Annotated in this window: 17 protein-coding genes; 16 read left to right on the top strand and 1 reads right to left on the bottom strand. The window is 68.5% G+C overall.

Annotation, left to right across the window (positions count from 1 at the left end; translation table 11 throughout):
* The first annotated feature begins 31 nt into the window (after positions 1 to 31).
* The 3 genes from aspS (at position 32) to AC1DN2_RS04090 (ending at position 4,576) form a co-directional block, all read left to right on the top strand.
* Complete coding sequence (gene aspS, locus AC1DN2_RS04100; protein WP_476849310.1) at positions 32 to 1,816, top strand: aspartate--tRNA ligase; 1,785 nt, start codon at positions 32 to 34, stop codon at positions 1,814 to 1,816.
* A gap of 95 nt (positions 1,817 to 1,911) precedes the next feature.
* On the top strand, positions 1,912 to 2,742 hold the full coding sequence (locus AC1DN2_RS04095; RefSeq protein ID WP_476849309.1) for a GNAT family N-acetyltransferase: 831 nt from the start codon (positions 1,912 to 1,914) through the stop codon (positions 2,740 to 2,742).
* Between the two features lie 121 nt (positions 2,743 to 2,863).
* Positions 2,864 to 4,576: a DUF222 domain-containing protein gene (locus AC1DN2_RS04090; protein ID WP_476849308.1), complete on the top strand. Its 1,713-nt coding sequence runs from the start codon at positions 2,864 to 2,866 to the stop codon at positions 4,574 to 4,576.
* A gap of 61 nt (positions 4,577 to 4,637) precedes the next feature.
* Here the strand turns inward: AC1DN2_RS04090 and AC1DN2_RS04085 are convergent, their stop codons facing one another.
* Positions 4,638 to 5,285, bottom strand: coding sequence for an acVLRF1 family peptidyl-tRNA hydrolase (locus tag AC1DN2_RS04085; RefSeq protein WP_476849307.1), 648 nt, complete (start codon positions 5,283 to 5,285; stop codon positions 4,638 to 4,640).
* 59 nt (positions 5,286 to 5,344) lie between these two features.
* Here AC1DN2_RS04085 and AC1DN2_RS04080 point away from each other — a divergent pair, with 59 nt between their 5' ends.
* The 13 genes from AC1DN2_RS04080 (at position 5,345) to AC1DN2_RS04020 (ending at position 18,683) form a co-directional block, all read left to right on the top strand.
* Positions 5,345 to 6,790, top strand: a complete 1,446-nt coding sequence (locus AC1DN2_RS04080; protein ID WP_476849306.1) for a replication-associated recombination protein A — start codon at positions 5,345 to 5,347, stop codon at positions 6,788 to 6,790.
* A gap of 265 nt (positions 6,791 to 7,055) precedes the next feature.
* Positions 7,056 to 7,454, top strand: a complete 399-nt coding sequence (locus AC1DN2_RS04075) for a cupin domain-containing protein (RefSeq protein WP_028276474.1) — start codon at positions 7,056 to 7,058, stop codon at positions 7,452 to 7,454.
* Positions 7,455 to 7,640: 186 nt separating this feature from the next.
* Positions 7,641 to 8,267: a 30S ribosomal protein S4 gene (rpsD, locus tag AC1DN2_RS04070; RefSeq protein ID WP_018773157.1), complete on the top strand. Its 627-nt coding sequence runs from the start codon at positions 7,641 to 7,643 to the stop codon at positions 8,265 to 8,267.
* A gap of 179 nt (positions 8,268 to 8,446) precedes the next feature.
* Positions 8,447 to 8,821 (top strand): DUF948 domain-containing protein, encoded by a 375-nt coding sequence (locus tag AC1DN2_RS04065; protein WP_018773156.1) that lies wholly within the window; start codon positions 8,447 to 8,449, stop codon positions 8,819 to 8,821.
* Between the two features lie 20 nt (positions 8,822 to 8,841).
* Positions 8,842 to 9,108 (top strand): DUF6167 family protein, encoded by a 267-nt coding sequence (locus AC1DN2_RS04060; RefSeq protein ID WP_223916699.1) that lies wholly within the window; start codon positions 8,842 to 8,844, stop codon positions 9,106 to 9,108.
* A 175-nt stretch (positions 9,109 to 9,283) separates the two neighbouring features.
* Positions 9,284 to 11,962 (top strand): alanine--tRNA ligase, encoded by a 2,679-nt coding sequence (alaS, locus tag AC1DN2_RS04055; protein ID WP_476849305.1) that lies wholly within the window; start codon positions 9,284 to 9,286, stop codon positions 11,960 to 11,962.
* 10 nt (positions 11,963 to 11,972) lie between these two features.
* On the top strand, positions 11,973 to 12,557 hold the full coding sequence (gene ruvX / locus AC1DN2_RS04050; RefSeq protein WP_223916695.1) for a Holliday junction resolvase RuvX: 585 nt from the start codon (positions 11,973 to 11,975) through the stop codon (positions 12,555 to 12,557).
* The gene (mltG, locus tag AC1DN2_RS04045) at positions 12,554 to 14,320 is read left to right on the top strand and encodes an endolytic transglycosylase MltG (RefSeq protein WP_476849304.1); all 1,767 of its coding nucleotides are present in this window, start codon (positions 12,554 to 12,556) and stop codon (positions 14,318 to 14,320) included. Before ruvX ends, mltG begins: the two co-directional genes overlap by 4 nt.
* Positions 14,317 to 15,228 (top strand): shikimate dehydrogenase, encoded by a 912-nt coding sequence (locus AC1DN2_RS04040; RefSeq protein ID WP_476849303.1) that lies wholly within the window; start codon positions 14,317 to 14,319, stop codon positions 15,226 to 15,228. The genes mltG and AC1DN2_RS04040 overlap by 4 nt, the downstream gene beginning before the upstream one ends.
* Before the next feature lie 26 nt (positions 15,229 to 15,254).
* Entirely contained in the window at positions 15,255 to 16,454 is a 1,200-nt protein-coding gene (gene aroC / locus AC1DN2_RS04035) for a chorismate synthase (protein ID WP_476849302.1), read from the top strand.
* Between the two features lie 65 nt (positions 16,455 to 16,519).
* Positions 16,520 to 17,074 carry a shikimate kinase gene (locus AC1DN2_RS04030; protein WP_290370253.1) on the top strand — a complete coding sequence of 185 codons (555 nt, stop codon included), beginning with the start codon at positions 16,520 to 16,522 and terminating at the stop codon, positions 17,072 to 17,074.
* Positions 17,074 to 18,165, top strand: coding sequence for a 3-dehydroquinate synthase (gene aroB / locus AC1DN2_RS04025; protein ID WP_079554549.1), 1,092 nt, complete (start codon positions 17,074 to 17,076; stop codon positions 18,163 to 18,165). The genes AC1DN2_RS04030 and aroB overlap by 1 nt, the downstream gene beginning before the upstream one ends.
* Positions 18,165 to 18,683 carry a tetratricopeptide repeat protein gene (locus AC1DN2_RS04020; protein ID WP_476849301.1) on the top strand — a complete coding sequence of 173 codons (519 nt, stop codon included), beginning with the start codon at positions 18,165 to 18,167 and terminating at the stop codon, positions 18,681 to 18,683. The genes aroB and AC1DN2_RS04020 overlap by 1 nt, the downstream gene beginning before the upstream one ends.
* Positions 18,684 to 18,741 lie beyond the last annotated feature (58 nt).

The raw sequence follows: 18,741 nt of genomic DNA, 5'->3' as shown, positions 1-18,741 counted from the left end.
TTTCCCTCTGTCTTCTTCAGAAAGGCGTGCTGTGCTGCGCACACATGACCTCGGATCACTTCGCTCCGAGCACATTGGACAAACCGTAACCCTCGCCGGCTGGGTCGGCCGGCGTCGTGACCACGGTGGTGTCGCATTCGTTGACCTGCGCGACGCGTCCGGCGTCGCCCAGGTTGTGGTCCGTGAAGAAGAGGTCTTCCACGGACTGCGCAACGAGTATGTGCTGCAGATCGTCGGCACCGTCTCCCAGCGTCCCGACGGCAACGAGAACCCGGCGCTTCCCACCGGCGAGATCGAGGTCATGGCCGAGAAGGTCACGATCCTCAACACCTCGGATCCGCTGCCGTTCCAGATCGACGAACACGTTGAGGTGGGCGAGGAAGCACGCCTGAAGCACCGCTACCTGGACCTGCGCCGCCCCGGCCCCGCCCGTAACCTGCGCCTGCGTTCGGAAGCCAACCGGGTGGCCCGCGAACTGCTCCACCAGGACGGCTACGTGGAGATCGAAACCCCCACGCTGACCCGTTCGACGCCGGAAGGCGCCCGCGACTTTGTGGTTCCCGCCCGCCTGGCGCCGGGTTCCTGGTACGCGCTGCCGCAGTCCCCGCAGCTGTTCAAGCAGCTCCTTCAGGTGGGCGGCTTCGAAAAGTACTACCAGATCGCCCGTTGCTACCGCGATGAAGACTTCCGCGCGGACCGCCAGCCGGAATTCACCCAGCTGGACATCGAGGCCAGCTTCGTGGAGCAGGACGACATCATCCGTCTGGGCGAGAACATCGTCAAGGCCCTGTGGAAGCTGATCGACGTCGAGATCCCGACGCCGATCCAGCGCATCACCTACCACGACGCCATGGCCCGCTACGGCTCGGACAAGCCGGACCTGCGCTTCGGCCAGGAACTCACCGAGCTGACCGAATTCTTCAAGGACACCAACTTTGGTGTCTTCAAGGCGCCCTACGTCGGCGCCGTCGTCATGCCCGGCGGCGCCTCCCAGGCCCGCCGGGCCCTCGACGCCTGGCAGGAGTGGGCCAAGCAGCGCGGCGCCAAGGGCCTGGCGTACGTCCTGTACAAGGAAGACGGCGAACTCGCCGGTCCCGTCGCCAAGAACCTCACCGAGACCGAGCGGGCGGGCCTCGCCGACGCCGTCGGCGCCAAGCCCGGTGACTGCATCTTCTTCGCAGCCGGCGAGAAGACACCGTCCCGCGCGCTCCTCGGCGCTGCCCGCGTCGAGATCGGCCACCGCACCGGGCTCATCAACCCCGCTGACTGGGCCTTCTGCTGGGTCGTGGACGCGCCGATGTTCGAGCCGGCCGCCGCTGCGGTCGCCTCCGGCGACGTCGCCGTCGGCGCAGGCAAGTGGACCGCCGTCCACCACGCGTTCACCTCGCCCAAGCCCGAGTTCATGGACTCCTTCGACGCCGATCCCGAATCGGCGCTGTCCTACGCCTACGACATCGTCTGCAACGGCAACGAAATTGGCGGCGGCTCGATCCGTATCCACGAGCGCGACGTCCAGGAACGCGTCTTCGAGCTCATGGGCCTGGACAAGGAAGACGCCCAGACCAAGTTCGGCTTCCTGCTGGAGGGCTTCAAGTTCGGAGCCCCTCCGCACGGCGGCATCGCCTTCGGCTGGGACCGCGTGGTTGCCCTGTTGGCCGGTGTGGAGTCCATCCGCGACGTCATCGCGTTCCCGAAGTCCGGCGGCGGCTTCGACCCGCTGACCCAGGCTCCCGCTCCCATCACGGCCCAGCAGCGCAAGGAAGCCGGCGTCGACTTCAAGCCGCAGCCCAAGAAGCCTGAGGACGGCAGGGACTAGCCTTCGAGCTTCAGCGGCAGGGGCTCCCCGGGCAACCGGGGAGTCCCTGCCGTCTGTCATTAGTTGCCCGCATTCGTCCCGGACGGAGTAGCCCGATGAACCTGGACCCGCGCCCCGGGATGATTCCTGGATCCATCCCCGGGCTGGAGACGCTGATGGATGCAGCGTGGCCTGCCGCGGAGCGCGAGGAATCCGGCGGGTGGGTGCTGCGGGCGGCGTCAGGGGTGACCCAGCGGGCGAACTCGGTCTGGCCGAGGGATCCCGGCGAGGATCCGCACCGGCAGCTCGCCGCAGTCCGTGACGCCCGGCTTTGGTACCGCAGCCGGCGGCTACCGCTCATCTTCCAAATTTTTGACGGCCCACGCCACGCGGCGCTCAACGCGGTGCTCGACGCCGAAGGGTTCACCCGGCAGTCCGAAACCTTGGTGCTGGTCCATGTTCCCGGTGCTGAGTCCGGCGTCGGGCCCGGCGCCCCCGAACCTGCCGTGGAAATTTCGGCCGGGCCGTCGGCGGAATGGCTGGAGCTGTGGTGGAGCGTCGACGGCCGCGGGGGAGCGGACGAGCTCGCCGTGGCCCGCGGCATTCTCGAAGGGTGCCCCTCGCTGTATGCTCTGGTGCGGGACGACGGCGGCGCGCCGGCCGCCGTCGCACGCCTCGCCTTGCCCAACACCGGCCCGTCCGGGCCCGGGTGGGGCGGGCTGTACTGCATGGCGACGCGTCCGGATGCACGGCGTCGGGGCTATGGCGGCCGGGTGGTCCGGGCGCTGCTGCACGAGGGCGGGGCCCGCGGCCTGGCGGGGTACTGGCTGCTGGTCATGGCCTCCAACGCCGGTGCCCGTGAGCTGTACGCCCGCGCCGGCTTCCGTGAAGCCGGCCGCTACCTCTACCGTCAGGACAGGCCCAAGCGGCACCTGACCGGCTGCTAAGGATTCCGGCTCCCGCCGTTCAGGTCACTCCGGTGTCGCGGGATGTCCCTCGGCTCACTGCTCACGCTCGAGGACAGCCTATGTCGCTATTTCTGTCGGTGCCTCCTGAGATGATCTGAGTGTGGAGAGCAGGACAGCGTTGAGCGCGGAGAGCGGTGCGGCGATAGAAGCCGTCGCCGCCTCGGTTGCCGCGCTTGCCGCCTTGGCCGGATCGGCCGCTAGGGCTGACCATGCAGATGCGCCTGCTGCCGACCCGGTGGGAGACGGCGATCCGCTGCGGCGGCTGGCGGACGGTTGCCTGGACGGGCTCGCCGAGGTCGCCCGGATGGAGGCCCGGACCGCGGCGTTGAGGGTGCGGCTGACCGCCGACTACGCGCAGGCAACCAGGTTCCTGGCGCCGCCGGCGCCGTCCGCCAGGGACCGCGCCGTCCAGGAGATGGCCCTGGTGGCCGAGGTCGCCTGTGTCCTGACCGTCAGCGAACGCACCGCCGCGGCCCTGCTGTCCGAATCCCGGGCACTGACGACGGCGCTGCCGCTGACCCTGGCCGCCCTTGAGTCCGGGGCGATCTCCTGGGCCCACGCCCGGATCATCGTGGACGAAACCAGCAGCCTGGATGCTGCCGGGGCGGCCGGGCTCGAAGCGCACTTCCTGGACCCGGCCGCACCGAACCCGGCCCGCGGCTGTCCGGCGGGGGAGCTCGTTCCGGCCCGGTTCCGGGCCAAGGCACGCGCCTGGCGCGAACGCCACCACCCGGCCGGCATCGAGGAACGCCACGCCACGAGCGCCGCGGACCGGCGGGTCGAGTACACCCCGGACCGGGACGGCATGGCCTGGCTCTCGGCCTATTTCCCGGCCGGGATCTGGGACCGGGCCACCGCTGCGGCCCGCGCCCTCCAGGGCCCGGACGAGCCCCGGACCCTGACCCAGCTCCGGGCCGACATCACCGCCACCTGGCTCCTCACCACCGGCACCGGCACGGGTGCTGGATCGGGCGACGGCACCACCGGCGAAACGGCTGCGGGTGGGCTTGTTCCGGTCCCGCGTGCGCAGGTTCTGGTCACCGTCCCGGTCCTGTCCCTGCTCGGCGCCACAGACGAACCGGCCGTCCTGGACGGGTACGGTCCGATCCCTCCCTCGATGGCCCGCCGCCTGGTCGCCGACGGTGCCGGTTCCTTCTCCCGGGTCCTGACCGATCCCCGGGACGGCGCCCCGCTGGAAATCGGCCGGACCAGCTACCGGCTTACGGCGGCCCAGCGCCACTGGCTCCGGCTCCGCGACGGCCGGTGTCCCTTCCCCGGCTGCGCCAACCATTCCCTGGACAACGAGGCAGACCACCTCCTGGCCTGGGCCGACGGCGGCACCACCGGTATCTCGAACCTGGGCCAGCCCTGCCCGAAACACCACCGGCTCAAACACGCCTCCGCCTGGACACCGGACCGGGCCAGCAGGGACCACCCGCCGGGCTGGACCTCACCGTCCGGACGGCACTATCCCAGCGAACACCAAGACTGGGAACCACCCCGCTGGCCCGAGGACTGGCTGCCCCACATCCAGGCCACGGACACACGCCCGGAACCCGACCCCGACACGGGCCCGGATCAAGGCTTGCCCGCGTATCCAGGACATCGTTGCGAACCGGAACCGCTCCCGGACTGCCATCCCGGCCAGAATCCCGTCCCGGAGCCCGAAATTGAACTGCCTCCGGACCCGTTCCCGGACTGGCATCAATTCACCGCTGGACACCCATTTGCCGACACGGAAGCGGACGATCCGGGCTGGCCAGCACGCGCGGACAGTCTTTCCGCGGACGGCGGCCTGTTCCACTGTGTGTGATCTACCCCCGATCACACTTACGTTGGCGCCCGAAGAGCAGCCGCGGCCAATCGGGCAACTGCTACGCCTGCTGATCCGTCACCAGGATCCGAACCGCGCACAGGTCCGTGGCCGCCTTCTTCAGTACCGCGGCGCGCGGATCCGGGACGTCGAGGAACGCCAGCCTCGGCCGTGCCGCGTACTGCTTCAGCACCGGTTCGGCGAGGACCTGCTCGGCAAGGGTCCGGTCGCCGCCGGGAGCCAGATACTCGATCGGGTGCTCCGCGAAAATACGCCCGGCATGCTCCGCAACGGCCTCCACCAGCGCATCGGCCTGGTTCGCCCGGCGCCGGGCAAAGCGCTGCTGCGACCAGCCGCCCGCAGCCGTCCGGGACTGGACATGCCGTGTACCGGTCTTCGACGCGAGCACGGCGCCGCCGCTCACCACCGCCACCGAGTAACCGCCGCGGCGGACCAGTACCGCCCCGATGCCCCGCGACTGGGACGCCAGGGAAGCGAGGCGGGCGACGGCGTCGCCGCCGCGCCCAGGACGGCCGTCCACCGGCCATGGCGCCTGGAGCAGAGCCACGGCCCCGTCGGCGGCGCGCAGCTGCAGACCTGCGTCGAGCTCCTCCTCCACCAGTGCGCCGTGGCTCGCGGCGAAGCGGTCCACCCAGCCCGGCAGCCGGTCGCCGGAGACGAAGGCCACACGGGTGTCGGGGGTTGTCATGGCGGGGTCTCCGTTATGAGGGTGTCTGGACAGGCGGGAACTAGAAGTAGCCTATCTATGTGGATGATCTCTTTGGCGCAGGGCGGGACGGCGGCGCCGCTACCGAGGATGACGGCGACGCTGACCAGACCGGCGAGAGCCGCCGGGTCTCCCCGCGGAGCCCCCTCGCCGTCCGGATGCGGCCCCGCACCCTCGATGATGTCGTGGGCCAGCAGCACCTCCTCGGCCAAGGCTCGCCGCTGCGCCAGCTCGCCGCCGGCACGGACGCCACCGGCCCCGCGGGTCCCAGTTCACTGATCCTCTGGGGTCCTCCGGGTACCGGCAAGACCACCCTTGCCCATGTGATTGCCAAGGGCCCAGGGCGGAAGTTCGTCGAGCTCTCCGCCATCACCTCCGGCGTCAAGGACGTCCGCCGCGTGATGGACGAAGCCCTGACCGCGCGCGACCTGTTCAAGACCACCACCGTCCTCTTCCTGGATGAGATCCACCGCTTCAACAAGGCCCAGCAGGACGCCCTGTTGCCCGGCGTCGAGAACCGCTGGGTGGTCCTGGTCGCCGCGACCACCGAAAACCCCTCCTTCTCCGTCGTTTCCCCACTGCTGTCCCGCTCGCTGCTGCTGACCCTGAAACCGCTCACCGACGCCGACGTCGAGGGCCTTCTCCTGCGGGCCGCAACGGATGACCGCGGGCTCGGCGGCAAAGTGGAACTCAGCGACGAGGCCCTGGCACACCTCGTCCGGCTCTCCGGCGGGGACGCCCGGCGTGCGCTGACCGCGCTCGAGGCGGCGGCCGGCGTCGCGTTCGGGGACGCGGACGACACTGACGCAGTCGTAGCCGGCACAGCCAGCGGGGCGCCCGAGGCGGCCCCGGTGAAGATCGAGCTCAAGCACACGGAGCGCGCCCTGGATGTCGCCTCCGTCCGCTACGACCGGGCCGGGGACCAGCATTACGACGTCGCCAGCGCGTTCATCAAGTCGATCCGGGGTTCCGACGTCGACGCCGCGCTGCACTACCTTGCCCGGATGCTGGAGGCGGGTGAGGACCCCCGGTTCGTGGCCCGCAGGATCGTGATCTCGGCGGCCGAGGACGTCGGCATGGCTGACCCGACTGCGCTGCAGACCGCCGTCGCGGCGGCCCAGGCCGTACAGCTGATCGGCATGCCGGAAGGCCGCATCATCCTCGCCGAAGCCGTGGTGCATCTGGCCACCGCGCCGAAGTCCAACGCCGCGTACATGGGCATTAACCAGGCGATCGCCGACGTCCGCGCCGGGCTCGGGAACGGCATCCCCGCCCACCTTCGCGACGCCCACTACCCGGGCTCGAAACAGCTCGGCCACGGCAAGGGCTACAAATACGCCCACGATGCCCCGCACGCCGTCGCCACGCAGCAGTACCCGCCGGACGACCTCGTCGGGCGCAACTACTACGAACCCACCGGCAACGGGGCCGAACGCGACATCGCCACCCGGCTCGAGCGGCTTCGGAGGATCATCCGCGGCACCTGAAAGGCACGTGGGCGGCAGGTGAACGCCCGTGACCTGCGGCTGGTCGGCGGCGCCCGGTGGCGCCGGAATCCGCCGTTGACATAGGGGCCAAGAGGTCTAACGTGGAATTACGGCGGCATGGATCTGCTGACCGTCCGTGCGGCGCAGGGGACAGCGCGGTCACATCGCTGGCTCCCTCGTTCCGGACCCCGGAACGGCAGCCGGCTTCGCTCCATCCCAGCTCATCCAGCGCGAGCGTTCCCGTCCCGTCCCCGGCAGGTGTCCCATGAGTATCAACTTCGTTACAGCCATGGCAGTGAAGTCCTTCGATGTGCCGGACAAGAAACGGTGCCCGGACAAGGCCGAATTCGACCTCTGCACAGTGAACGACTACTCGGTGGCCCGGCTGATCCTGGGCCCGGGCTGGCGGTGGTCGGAGAACACCAGACCCTACGAGCGGACCGACGTCTGCCTGCACCACCATCTCGGCTTCTGCATCTCCGGTGAAATGGAAGTCGAAACGGCCGAAGGGCTGCGCTCCACGATCCACGCCAACGACACCTACGCGATTCCGCCGGGACACGACGAATGGGTGGTGGGCCCGAAACCGTTCGTGGCCGTGGAATTCCTGGGCGCGGCGTCCTTCGGGCGCAGCGGTGTCCGGGGAGCGCACGCCAGAATCTGACTTCGGTCCGCCGGCCGGATCTGGTAGGCTGGACCGTTGTCTGGCAAGGCACGGACGCACAATCCATGGAAACTTCGGTTCGATGAGGGTTGCCCTGTGCCCAGTAGCAAAAGGCAGCGGTTGGCCGATGCTCTCCATCGTGGAGGCCAGTAACACTGACACACCGCAGATATTGGAAGGACACAAGTGGCTAACAACACTCGTGCTCGCCGTACCGCACGCCTTTCGCGTGCACTCGGCATCGCTCTGACCCCCAAGGCCGCCAAGTACATGGAGCGCCGCCCGTACGGCCCCGGTGAGCATGGCCGTGCCCGCAAGAAGCAGGACTCCGACTACGCCGTACGTCTGCGCGAAAAGCAGCGTCTGCGCGCCCAGTACGGCATCCGCGAAGCCCAGATGACCCGTGCCTTCGAAGAAGCACGCCGCACCAAGGGCCTGACCGGTGAAAACCTGATCGAACTGCTCGAAATGCGTCTCGACGCCCTCGTGCTGCGTGCCGGCTTCGCCCGCACCATCGCCCAGGCCCGCCAGCTGGTTGTGCACCGCCACATCCTCGTTGACGGCATCCGCGTTGACCGCCCGTCTTTCCGCGTCGGCGAGGGCCAGCTGGTCCACGTTCACAGCCGCAGCGAGACCATGCCTCCGTTCCAGGTTGCAGCAGCCGGCGCTCACCGCGACGTCCTGCCGATCGTTCCGGCTTACCTGGACGTCAAGCTTGACGCCCTGCAGGCCCGCCTGGTGCGTCGCCCCAAGCGCTCCGAGATCCCCGTGACCTGCGAAGAGCAGCTCGTCGTGGAATTCTACGCACGCTAATTCAAAAGGCATCACCTACAAAGAAGCCCGTGGCAAGCGCCGCGGGCTTCTTTGTATGTAAGGTACTTGGGGGAGTTCCCCGGGAGCCGGTTCGGCTTGCCGGATTTAACTGTCGGCGAAACCGTCGGGACCCGACGCAACAAGCAGGTATCCACTGCAGTTCAAGGAGATGAGTGTCTATGTCTGGTGGCGATATTGCCGGCCTGATCGCGGCTGGAGTGTTTGCACTGCTGGTCCTGCTGCTCGCCGTGCCGATCCTGAAGCTCGGGGGAGTGTTCGACGAAATGCGGACCACCATCCGCTCCATCAGCGACGGCGCCACCCCGCTCATGGACGAGGTCACCGCGACGGTGACCACCACCAACGAGCAGCTGAAGAAGGTTGACGGCATCTCCTCGAACGTCTCGGACGCCTCCGCCAACATCTCGGCGCTGTCCTCGCTCATGGCCGCCACCGTGGGCTCGCCGCTGATCAAGGTGGCAGCCTTCAGCTACGGCGTGCGCTCCGCCTTCAGCACCCGCAAAAAGCCCGCCACCGGCCGCCGCAGCCGCTAAACCCTCCGGGAGCACCTGACATGAACAGAATCATCTGGATGGGAATCGGCGTCGCGATCGGCGTTATCGCCTTCCGCAAAGTCACCGAAGCGCAGTCCGCCCTCGGCCCCGAAGGCCTGAACCGGGCCGTCGGACGGCTGGCGGACGGCCTGCTCGACTTCGCCGATGCCGTCCGCGATGGCATGGGCGAGCGGGAGTCAGAACTCCGCACGGCCCTCGGGATCGAGACGGCAACGGACCTCGCCGCCGGCGGCACTGTCGCCCGCCGGGATGCGGTCCGGCGCTAGCCGGGAGAGAATTAGTAAGTAAGGTGCCCGTCACCGGGGGCGACGGCGCGCCGACGCCCCCGGTGACGGGTACCAGATTGACGGGCCCGGATCAGTGCCGGTCCTCAGCTTGTCCCGCGCAGCACAGACGCGGGCCACATAACGCAGTGAATATTGAAGGGTAAGAAAACAGCTCATGAAGTCGCAGGAGATCACCAAGCGCTGGATCGACTTTTTTGTCAGCAAGGGGCACACCGCCGTGCCCTCCGCCTCCCTGGTCTCCAGCGACCCGTCCCTGCTGTTTACGGTGGCCGGCATGGTCCCGTTCATTCCGTACCTGACCGCCCGTGAGGAGGCCCCCTACCAGCGGGCCACCAGTGTGCAGAAGTGCATCCGGACCGGTGACATCGAGGAAGTGGGCAAAACCGCCCGCCACGGCACGTTCTTCCAGATGTGCGGCAACTTCTCCTTTGGCGACTACTTCAAGGAAGACGCCATCAAGTTCGCGTGGGAGCTCCTGACCACCAGCGTGGACGACGGCGGGTACGGACTGCCGCCGGAGCGGCTCTGGGTCACCGTCTATGAAGAGGACGACGAGGCCGAGCAGCTGTGGCTGAAGAACACCGGCATGCCGGCCGAGCGGATCCAGCGCATGGGCAAGTCCGACAACTACTGGTCCACCGGCCAGCCCGGCCCCGCCGGTCCCTGCTCGGAGATCTACTACGACCGCGGCCCGTCCTACGGCGTCGAGGGCGGCCCCATCGCCGATGAAAACCGCTACGTCGAGATCTGGAACCTCGTGTTCATGCAGTACCAGATCGACAACGTCCGCTCCAAGGTGGATTTCGACATCACCGGAGAACTGCCCAAGAAGAACATCGACACGGGCCTGGGCATGGAGCGCCTCGCGATGATCCTCCAGGACGTCGAGAACATGTACGAGACGGACCAGGTCCGCCCCGTGATCGACCGGGCCGCGGCCCTCTCCGGCCGGGAATACACCTCCGCGGAGTCCGCCGAGGACCCGCACCACACGGACGACGTCCGCATGCGCGTCGTTGCCGACCACATCCGCTCGGCCCTCATGCTGATCGCCGACGGCGTGACCCCCTCCAACGAGGGCCGCGGCTACGTGCTGCGCCGCCTGATCCGCCGGGCCGTCCGCTCCATGCGCCTGCTCGGCGTCGAAAAAGCCTGCCTGCCGGAACTGCTGCCGGCCTCGCGGGACGCCATGAAGGGTGTCTACCCGATCGTCGAGACCGACTTCGAACGCATCAGCCGGATTGCCTACGCCGAAGAGAAGGCGTTCCTGCGCACCATCGCCTCCGGCACCGCCCGCCTCGAGGACGCCGTCAAGGAATCCAAGGCCGCCAACCAGCCGCTCTCCGGCGCCGACGCCTTTGCCCTGCACGACACCTACGGCTTCCCGATCGACCTCACCCTGGAAATGGCCGAAGAGGCCGGGCTGAAAGTCGACGAGCCCGAGTTCCGCAAGCTCATGCTCGAGCAGCGCCAGCGCGCCCAGGCCGACGCCAAGGGCAAGAAGGGGTCGCACGCTGACCTCAGCGCCTTCCAGGAGCTGCTGTCCGCCGGCGAGACAGTCTTCACCGGCTACACCGAGCTCCAGGGCGAGTCCAAGGTCCGCGGCATCCTCTCCGGCGGCCGGAAGGTCGCCCAGGCCTCGACCGGCGATGAAATCGAACTGGTCCTGGCCGAGACGCCGTTCTACGCCGAAGCCGGCGGCCAGGCCGCCGACACCGGGCTGATCACCGGCGACGGCTTCGTCGTCGAGGTCCTGGATGTCCAGCGCCCCGTCAAGGGCCTCAGCGTCCACAAGGCAATCGTCCGCGAAGGCGAAATCGGTGCCGACTCGCTGGTTCAGGCCGCCGTGGACCGGGAACGCCGCCACGCCGCTGAGCAGGCCCACACCGGCACGCACATTGTGCACGCTGCCCTGCACCAGATCCTCGGCCCGGAGGCCCTGCAGCGCGGCTCCTTCAACAAGGCCGGCTACCTGCGCTTCGACTTCGCCTGGGGTGAGGGCCTGAGCGCCGCCACCCGGTCCGAGATCGAGGAAGTCTCCAACATCGCCATCCGCAACAACTTCCAGGTGGAAACCAAGATCATGGGGCTCGCCGAGGCCAAGGCGCTCGGCGCCATGGCACTGTTCGGCGAGAACTACGGCAACGAGGTCCGCGTCGTGGAAATCGACGGCGCCTGGTCCCGGGAACTCTGCGGCGGCACCCACGTCGAGAACACCTCGCTGATTGGTAGCCTGTCACTGCTCGGCGAACAGTCGGTCGGTTCAGGAAACCGCCGTGTCGAAGCCTTCGTGGGCATGGACGCGTTCCGGCACCTGGCCGCGGAGCGGGCGCTCGTCACCGAGCTCACGGAAATGCTGAAGGTTCCCTCCGGGCTGCTCGCGGACCGGATTTCCAGCACCCTGACCAAGCTCAAGACGGCCGAGAAGGAACTCGAGCGGCTGCGCAAGGAGCAGCTCACGGCCGCCGCAGCCCAGCTGGTCGGCACCGCCCAGGATGTCGCCGGCGTCAAGGTCATCGCGCACGACGCCGGCCAGGTCAGCGGCGCGGATGACCTGCGCGGCCTGGCCCTGGACCTGCGGACGCGTCTCGGGTCCGAGCCCGCCGCCGTCGCGGTGGCCGGTGTCAGCAACGACCGTCCCGTGATCCTGATCGCCACCAACGAAGCCGCCCGGGCAGCCGGAGTCAAGGCCGGTGCCCTGGTGCGCCTCGCCGCAGGCATCCTCGGCGGCGGCGGTGGCGGCAAGGACGACGTCGCCCAGGGCGGCGGGACCGACGCCGCCAAGGTCGGTGCTGCCCTCGGCGCTGTCGTGGACGCCATTACCAGGCGATAGCGGATCCCACGTGTCTGAAGCTGCTGTTGCCGGCGTCTATCCCCGGGGCGTGAAGCTCGGGGTGGACGTCGGCACCGTCCGTGTGGGCGTGGCCGTCTGCGACCCCGACGGAATCCTGGCGACGCCGCTGCGCACTCTGGCGCGGAACGTGAAAAAGAACACTGACGTGCGAATCCTGGCCGCCCTGGCCGCGGAACTGGGCGCCGTGGAGATTTTCGTGGGACTGCCGCGCACCATGAAAGGCGAAGAGCACGCCTCCGCCAGGATGGCGACCGAGTACGCACAGCTGCTGGTACTGGCCCTGCAGGACGCCGGATCCGAGGTGCCCGTGCGCCTGGTTGACGAACGGCTCAGCACCGTGAGCGCCCACCGCAACCTGCACGAAGCTGGCATGAGCAGCAGGAATCACCGTACAGTTGTTGATCAGGTTGCGGCGGCAGGTATTCTGCAACATGCGATTGATATGCAAAAGGCCAGGGGAACGGAGGTCGGAAACCGCGTGTACGCGGAGTCTGCGCCGGGGCCGACCGGAGGCGGCGCACAGACCGGCCCGGCAGTACAGACGCACTCTTCAGAACATGGAAGGCTACAGTGAGCCCGGTCTACAGTGATGACTCCTCCGGTGACGCCCTTGGTGGCGCCGGCCGACCGCTGACGCGCAAAGAAATCCGGGCCCGGGAAAAGCTTCTGGCCACCCAGGGCCACAACGTGATCCCGCCGCAGGCTTTTGAGGCGGGACCGGACGTTCCGACGCCGGCACCGGCACCAACGCCGGCACCGGCAGAGGACAGCCTGCCGCAGTCCGCACCGGAACTTCCCGACGCGGCACCGACCGTGCACGAAGAAGCCGTGCGTGAAGAGCCCGTTCACGAAGAGCCGGTGCGCGAAGAAGCCGTGCGTGAAGAGCCGGTGCGCGAAGAGCCCGTTCACGAAGAGCCGGTGCGCGAAGAAGCCCTGCGTGAAGGGCCCGTGCAAGAAGACTTCACGCAGCTGATCCCTGTCCGCGATGTACCTGTCCACGAAGTACCTTCCCGCGAGGAGCCCGTCCGCGAAGACGCTGGCCACGAGGACGTCGTCTATGCGTCAGCGGGCGGGCTCGGCTACGGCTCCAGCCACGATGCGGCTGCCCATGACGCCGGCGTCCACGATGGCTACGCTCCGCACCCCCACGACGAGGCCCACCATCTCTACGGCAACTCCGGTGACCCCCAGGCACAGCCGCACCCGGAAGCCGAGTACCACGGCGACCCGGGCGAGGAGCTGATGGCCGGAGCAGCCCGCTACGACAAGGGACCGTCCAAGAAGGTCCGCCGTAGGCGCCGCTTCCTGGCACTGGTGCTGACCCTGACGGTCTTCGTCGTCGCAATCGCCGTCGGCGCACAGTTCCTCAAGCCCCTCCTCGGCGGAGACACCATGGCCGACTACCCCGGCCCCGGAACCGGTGAGGTCACCATCACGATCGAACCCGGCGCCGGAACGCGGTCCGTGGCCACCGAACTTCAGTCGAAAAAGGTCGTGGCCAACGCGGACACCTTCCTCAAGGAGTTCACCGCTTCCGGCGGTGCCCTGAACCCCGGTACGTTCTCGATGCGCCAGGAAATGAAGAACTCCGATGCCGTGGATGTCCTGCTCAACAAGGGCCAGAGCAAGGTCATGTACTTTGCGCTCAGCGCCGGGCTGCGGATCGGCGAATCCCTGCAGGCGATTTCCGAGGGCACCGGGATTCCTGTTCAGGACCTGAAAGCGCTCAGCGATGCGCCCGCACAGTTCGGTGTCCCGGCCAAAGCCAAGAACCTCGAGGGCTACCTGGCGCCGGGGGAGTACCGCTTCCCGTTGGGCTCCTCCGCCAAGGACATTTTGCAGAAGCTCGTCGGCAGCACCCAGGATGAACTCAAGGCCCAGGGCGTTACCGATCCCGCGAAACAGTACGACGTCGTGACGGTGGCCAGCATCGTCCAGGCCGAAGGCGGCCAGGCCGAATATGGTGACGTCGCCGGCGCCATCTACAACCGCCTCAAGCCCAACAACACCGAGACCAACGGGCTCATCCAGTCCGATGCCACCGTCACCTACGGCCTGGGCATCCGCAGCTTCCACATCGACGAGGCCCAGAAGGCTGACAAGTCGAACCCTTACAACACCTACGCCAACCAGGGGCTGCCCGCCGGACCCATCGGTTCCCCCGGCAAGACGGCCATTGACGCCGCCGCCAAGCCCAAGTCCAACAGCTTCCTCTACTGGGTCACCATCAACCTGGACACCAAGGAGACCAAGTTCTCCAAGACGCTGGCGGAACACAACGGCTACGTGGCGCAGTACAACGCCTGGTGCGAGGCCAACCCGGGACGCTGCGTATGACGCTGCGGGCGGCCGTCCTCGGGCATCCCATCAGCCATTCGAAGTCGCCCGCGCTGCACCGGGCCGCGTACGCCCACCTGGGCGTGGATATCGCCTACTCCGCCATTGACGTGACCGAGGCCGCCCTGCCCGATTTCATGAGGCAGGTCAGGGACGAGGTGCGCGCTGAGGGTTCCTGGCGCGGCCTCTCGGTCACCATGCCGCTCAAATCGGCCATGGTGGCGGAAGTGGACGAGGTCCGGGGGGTGGGGCGCGCCCTCGGGGTCGTCAACACGGTTGCGTTCGAATCCGACGGCGGCAGTGCCGGCCACACGCGATTGGTCGCGTACAACACCGACGTCACCGGGATCGTCAACGCGCTCCGGCACGCGGGGGCAGCCTCGGCGCCCACCGCCGTGATCCTCGGCGGGGGCGGGACCGCGGCAGCAGCCATCGCGGCGCTCAAGGAACTGGGGGCGGTGTCCGCCGAAGTGTTCGTCCGCGATGTCAGCCGAGCGGCAGAGGCCCGCGCGGCCTCCGCCGCCGTCGGCGTCCCCATCCGGGTGCTTCCCCTCGCCGGGGCGGCAGCCGCCGTCGCCGCGGCCGACGTCGTCATCTCCACGCTGCCGCCCCGCGCGGCAGACGCGCTGGCCGCGGAACTGGCCGAAGAGCTGGCGGCGAAACGTCCAGGAGAACTGCCTCCGCATGGCAGCCCGGGCGTCCTCCTGGACGTCGCCTATGATCCATGGCCCAGCCGGATCGCCGCGGTCTGGCAGGAAGCCGGCGGCACGGTGGTCCCCGGACTGGAAATGCTGATCTACCAGGCCGTGGAGCAGGTACGGCACTTCACCGGGCTGGGCGAGGCCCTCCCTGCCGGTGTCACAGATGTGATGTGTGACGCAGTCGGGGCGCCCCGACGGGTGTTCTAACCGCCCGACATGGCAGGATGGAATGTATGTTGCGTTGGTTGACTGCCGGAGAATCCCATGGCCCGGCACTGGTCGGAATAATTGAAGGCGTGCCCGCCGGTGTGGAACTCACCAGCGCCCACATCAGCGAGGCGCTGGCCCGCCGCCGGCTCGGCTATGGCCGCGGCGCCCGGATGAAATTCGAGCAGGACGTGGTCACGATCCTCGGCGGAGTCCGCCACGGCCTGACCCAGGGCGGCCCCGTCGCCATTCAGGTCGGCAACACCGAATGGCCCAAGTGGGAACAGATCATGTCCTCCGATCCCGTGGAGCCTGAAGTCCTGGCCGACCAGGCCCGGAACGCCCCGCTGACGCGCCCGCGGCCCGGCCACGCAGATTTCACCGGCATGCAGAAATACGGCTTCGACGAGGCCCGCCCGGTCCTGGAGCGCGCCAGCGCCCGCGAGACGGCCACGAGGGTGGCGCTAGGCACGGTCGCCGCGGCCTTCCTCAAGCAGCTCGGCATCGAGCTCGTCTCCCACACCGTATCCATCGCCAGCGTAGCCGTGCCGGAGGGCCGGCCGCTGCCCGTGCCGGGGAACGTGATCGCCCTGGATGCCGACCCGCTGCGCTGCTTCGACCGCGAAACCTCGGACGCCATGGTGGCCGAGGTCGACGTCGCGCACAAGGAAGGCGAAACCCTCGGCGGCGTCGTCGAAGTGCTTGCCTACGGCCTCCCGCCGGGACTCGGCAGCTACGTGCACTGGGACCGGCGCCTCGACTCGCGTCTGGCGGCGGCCCTCATGGGCATCCAGGCCATCAAGGGCGTTGAAGTCGGCGACGGCTTCCTGACCGCCGCGCGCCGCGGCTCCGCCGCCCACGACGAGATCGTCAAGGACGCGGACGGCAAGATCATCCGTACCTCCAACCGCGCAGGCGGGATCGAGGGCGGCATGAGCATCGGCGATGTCCTGCGCGTCCGTGCCGCCATGAAACCGATCGCCACCGTACCCCGCGCGCTCAGGACGGTCGACGTCAGCACGGGGGAGGCCGCCAAGGCCCACCACCAGCGCTCCGACGTCTGTGCCGTGCCGGCCGCCGGCGTGGTGGCCGAGGCCATGGTGGCCCTCGTGATCGCCGAAGCGGTCGCGGAAAAATTCGGCGGTGACTCCGTGCAGGAGACCGCGCGCAACATCAAGGGTTACCTGGACAGCATTCCGGCGTCCCTGGACTCGATCGGCCACTAGTGCCGGCCGGGAAAACCGACGGGCCCTCCGCCGCGGCGGCGCCCGCGGCAAATAACGTTGGACCGGTGGTCCTGATCGGACCGATGGCCGTGGGCAAATCGGCGATCGGACAGCAGCTCGCCGAGCACTTGGGGTGCGCCTTCATGGACACCGACGCCCTCGTGGTGGCCCAGCACGGGACGATCGCCGAGATCTTCGCCAGCCGTGGCGAGCACGCCTTCCGCGAAATGGAGGCCCGGGCCGTGGCCCAGGCCATCGAAGAGACACAGGGCGGCACCGCCGTCATTTCGCTCGGCGGCGGGGCCGTCCTTGATTCCGGTACGCAGCAGCTCCTGGGCCGCTGTACCGTTGTTTACCTCGAATGCGACGCCGAGACTGTGGCGGAACGCATCGCCAGAAATTCGGGCCGGCCGCTCCTGGCCGGCGACGCCATGGGCCGGTGGCGGACCTTGTTCGCCACCCGGCAGCCGGTCTACGAACGGCTCGCCGACCTCGTCCTCGATGTCCGGCGCGGCAGCGTTCCGGAGCTGGCTCACCGGCTGGAAGATGCGCTGGGGGAGCGCGCCGCGGCTAAGGCCGCGGCGGTGCCCACTCCGGCGTCGACAAAGGAAGTTGAATAGTGAGTACCGAATCAACCGTCATCAAAGTCACCGGACAAACGCCGGGTGAGAACTACGACGTCGTAGTGGGCCGCGGCCTTCTGGCAAGCCTGCCGGGCCTGCTGGGTGAGCGCGTCAAGCGCGTCCTGGTCATCCACCCCCGTGCGCTGCGGTTGACCGGGGACACCGTCCGGGAAGAGCTGGCCGCCGCCGGGTTCACCGCGCTGACCGCAGAAATCCCCGACGCCGAAGAGGGCAAACACATCGAGGTCGCCTCGTTCTGCTGGCAGGTGCTGGGGCAGAACGACTTCACCCGCTCCGATGCCATCGTCGCCGTCGGCGGCGGCGCCGTCACCGACCTGGCCGGCTTTGTCGCCGCGACCTGGCTGCGCGGCGTGAAGGTCATCCACATGCCCACCAGCCTGCTGGGCATGGTGGACGCCTCGGTCGGCGGCAAGACCGGCATCAACACCGCCGAGGGCAAGAACCTGGTGGGCGCGTTCCACCCGCCGGCCGGTGTCCTCGCGGACCTCGACACGCTGGAGACGCTGCCGAAGAATGAGATCATCTCCGGCATGGCCGAGGTCATCAAGTGCGGCTTCATCGCCGACCCGGCCATCCTGGACCTGATCGAGAAGGACCCGTCCGCGGTTTCCGATCCGCGCTCGGACATCCTGCGCGAACTGATCGAACGCGCCATCAGCGTCAAAGCCCGGGTGGTGTCCGAGGACCTGAAGGAAACCGGCCAGCGCGAGATCCTGAACTACGGCCACACCCTGGGCCACGCAATCGAACTCGCCGAGCGCTACTCCTGGCGGCACGGCGCCGCCGTCTCCGTGGGCATGATGTTCGCCGCCGAGCTCGCCCGCAGCGTCGGCCGGCTCAGCGACGCCGACGCCGACAGGCACCGGAGCATCCTGGAAAGCCTCGGGCTTCCCATCACGTACCGCCGCGACCGCTGGCAGGCCCTCCTGGACGGCATGCGCCGGGACAAGAAATCCCGCGGTGACCTGCTGCGGTTCGTGGTGCTCGACGGCGTTGGCCGGCCCGGCATCCTCGATGTTCCGGACACGTCCCTGCTGTTTGCCGCCTACCAGGAGATTGCCTCCTGATGCACATGGTCAAGGGCGGCACGAGCGAGTGGCCGGACGCGGGATTTCCCGGGATCCGGATCAACCCGCAGTCCCTGATGCCCCAGGTCGTCAATGACGAGGTCATGGCCGAGGCCCTGGCGGCCTCGACAGACCCCGGGGACCTGATCCTGGTCCGGCTCGTAGAAGGGCACGCGGCCGAAGCCGCCGAGCTCCTCGCCGAGGCCCGCTACAAGGACCCCGGCTCGCTCCGGCTGCGGATCTTCGAGGCGGACGTGCTCCGGGTCTCGAACCGGTTCGACCGGGCGGTGGAGGTGTTCCGCCAACTCCTCGCCGAGACCCAGGGCACCCTGGAGGAGGCCGCCGTCCGCCAGCACCTCGGCCGGTCCTACTTCGCCGGCGGGAACATTGGCGCCGCCGTCGAATCCTTCGCCAAGGCGCTGGATCTGCGCGTCGCCGGGTCCGCCGATGCGGCCCTCATCTATGCCTCCACGGTTGCGTTGCAGCGCGCCAGGGACGTCCTGGAACAGCAGTCCTGAGCCTGCGTCAGGCAGCTGTCCGCCGGAACCGGTAGAATAGATCTTGGATTTTTGACAA

The sequence above is a fragment of the Arthrobacter sp. 01L42 genome, from assembly GCF_056400005.1.
This window is presented reverse-complemented; position numbering and strand designations above follow the sequence as displayed.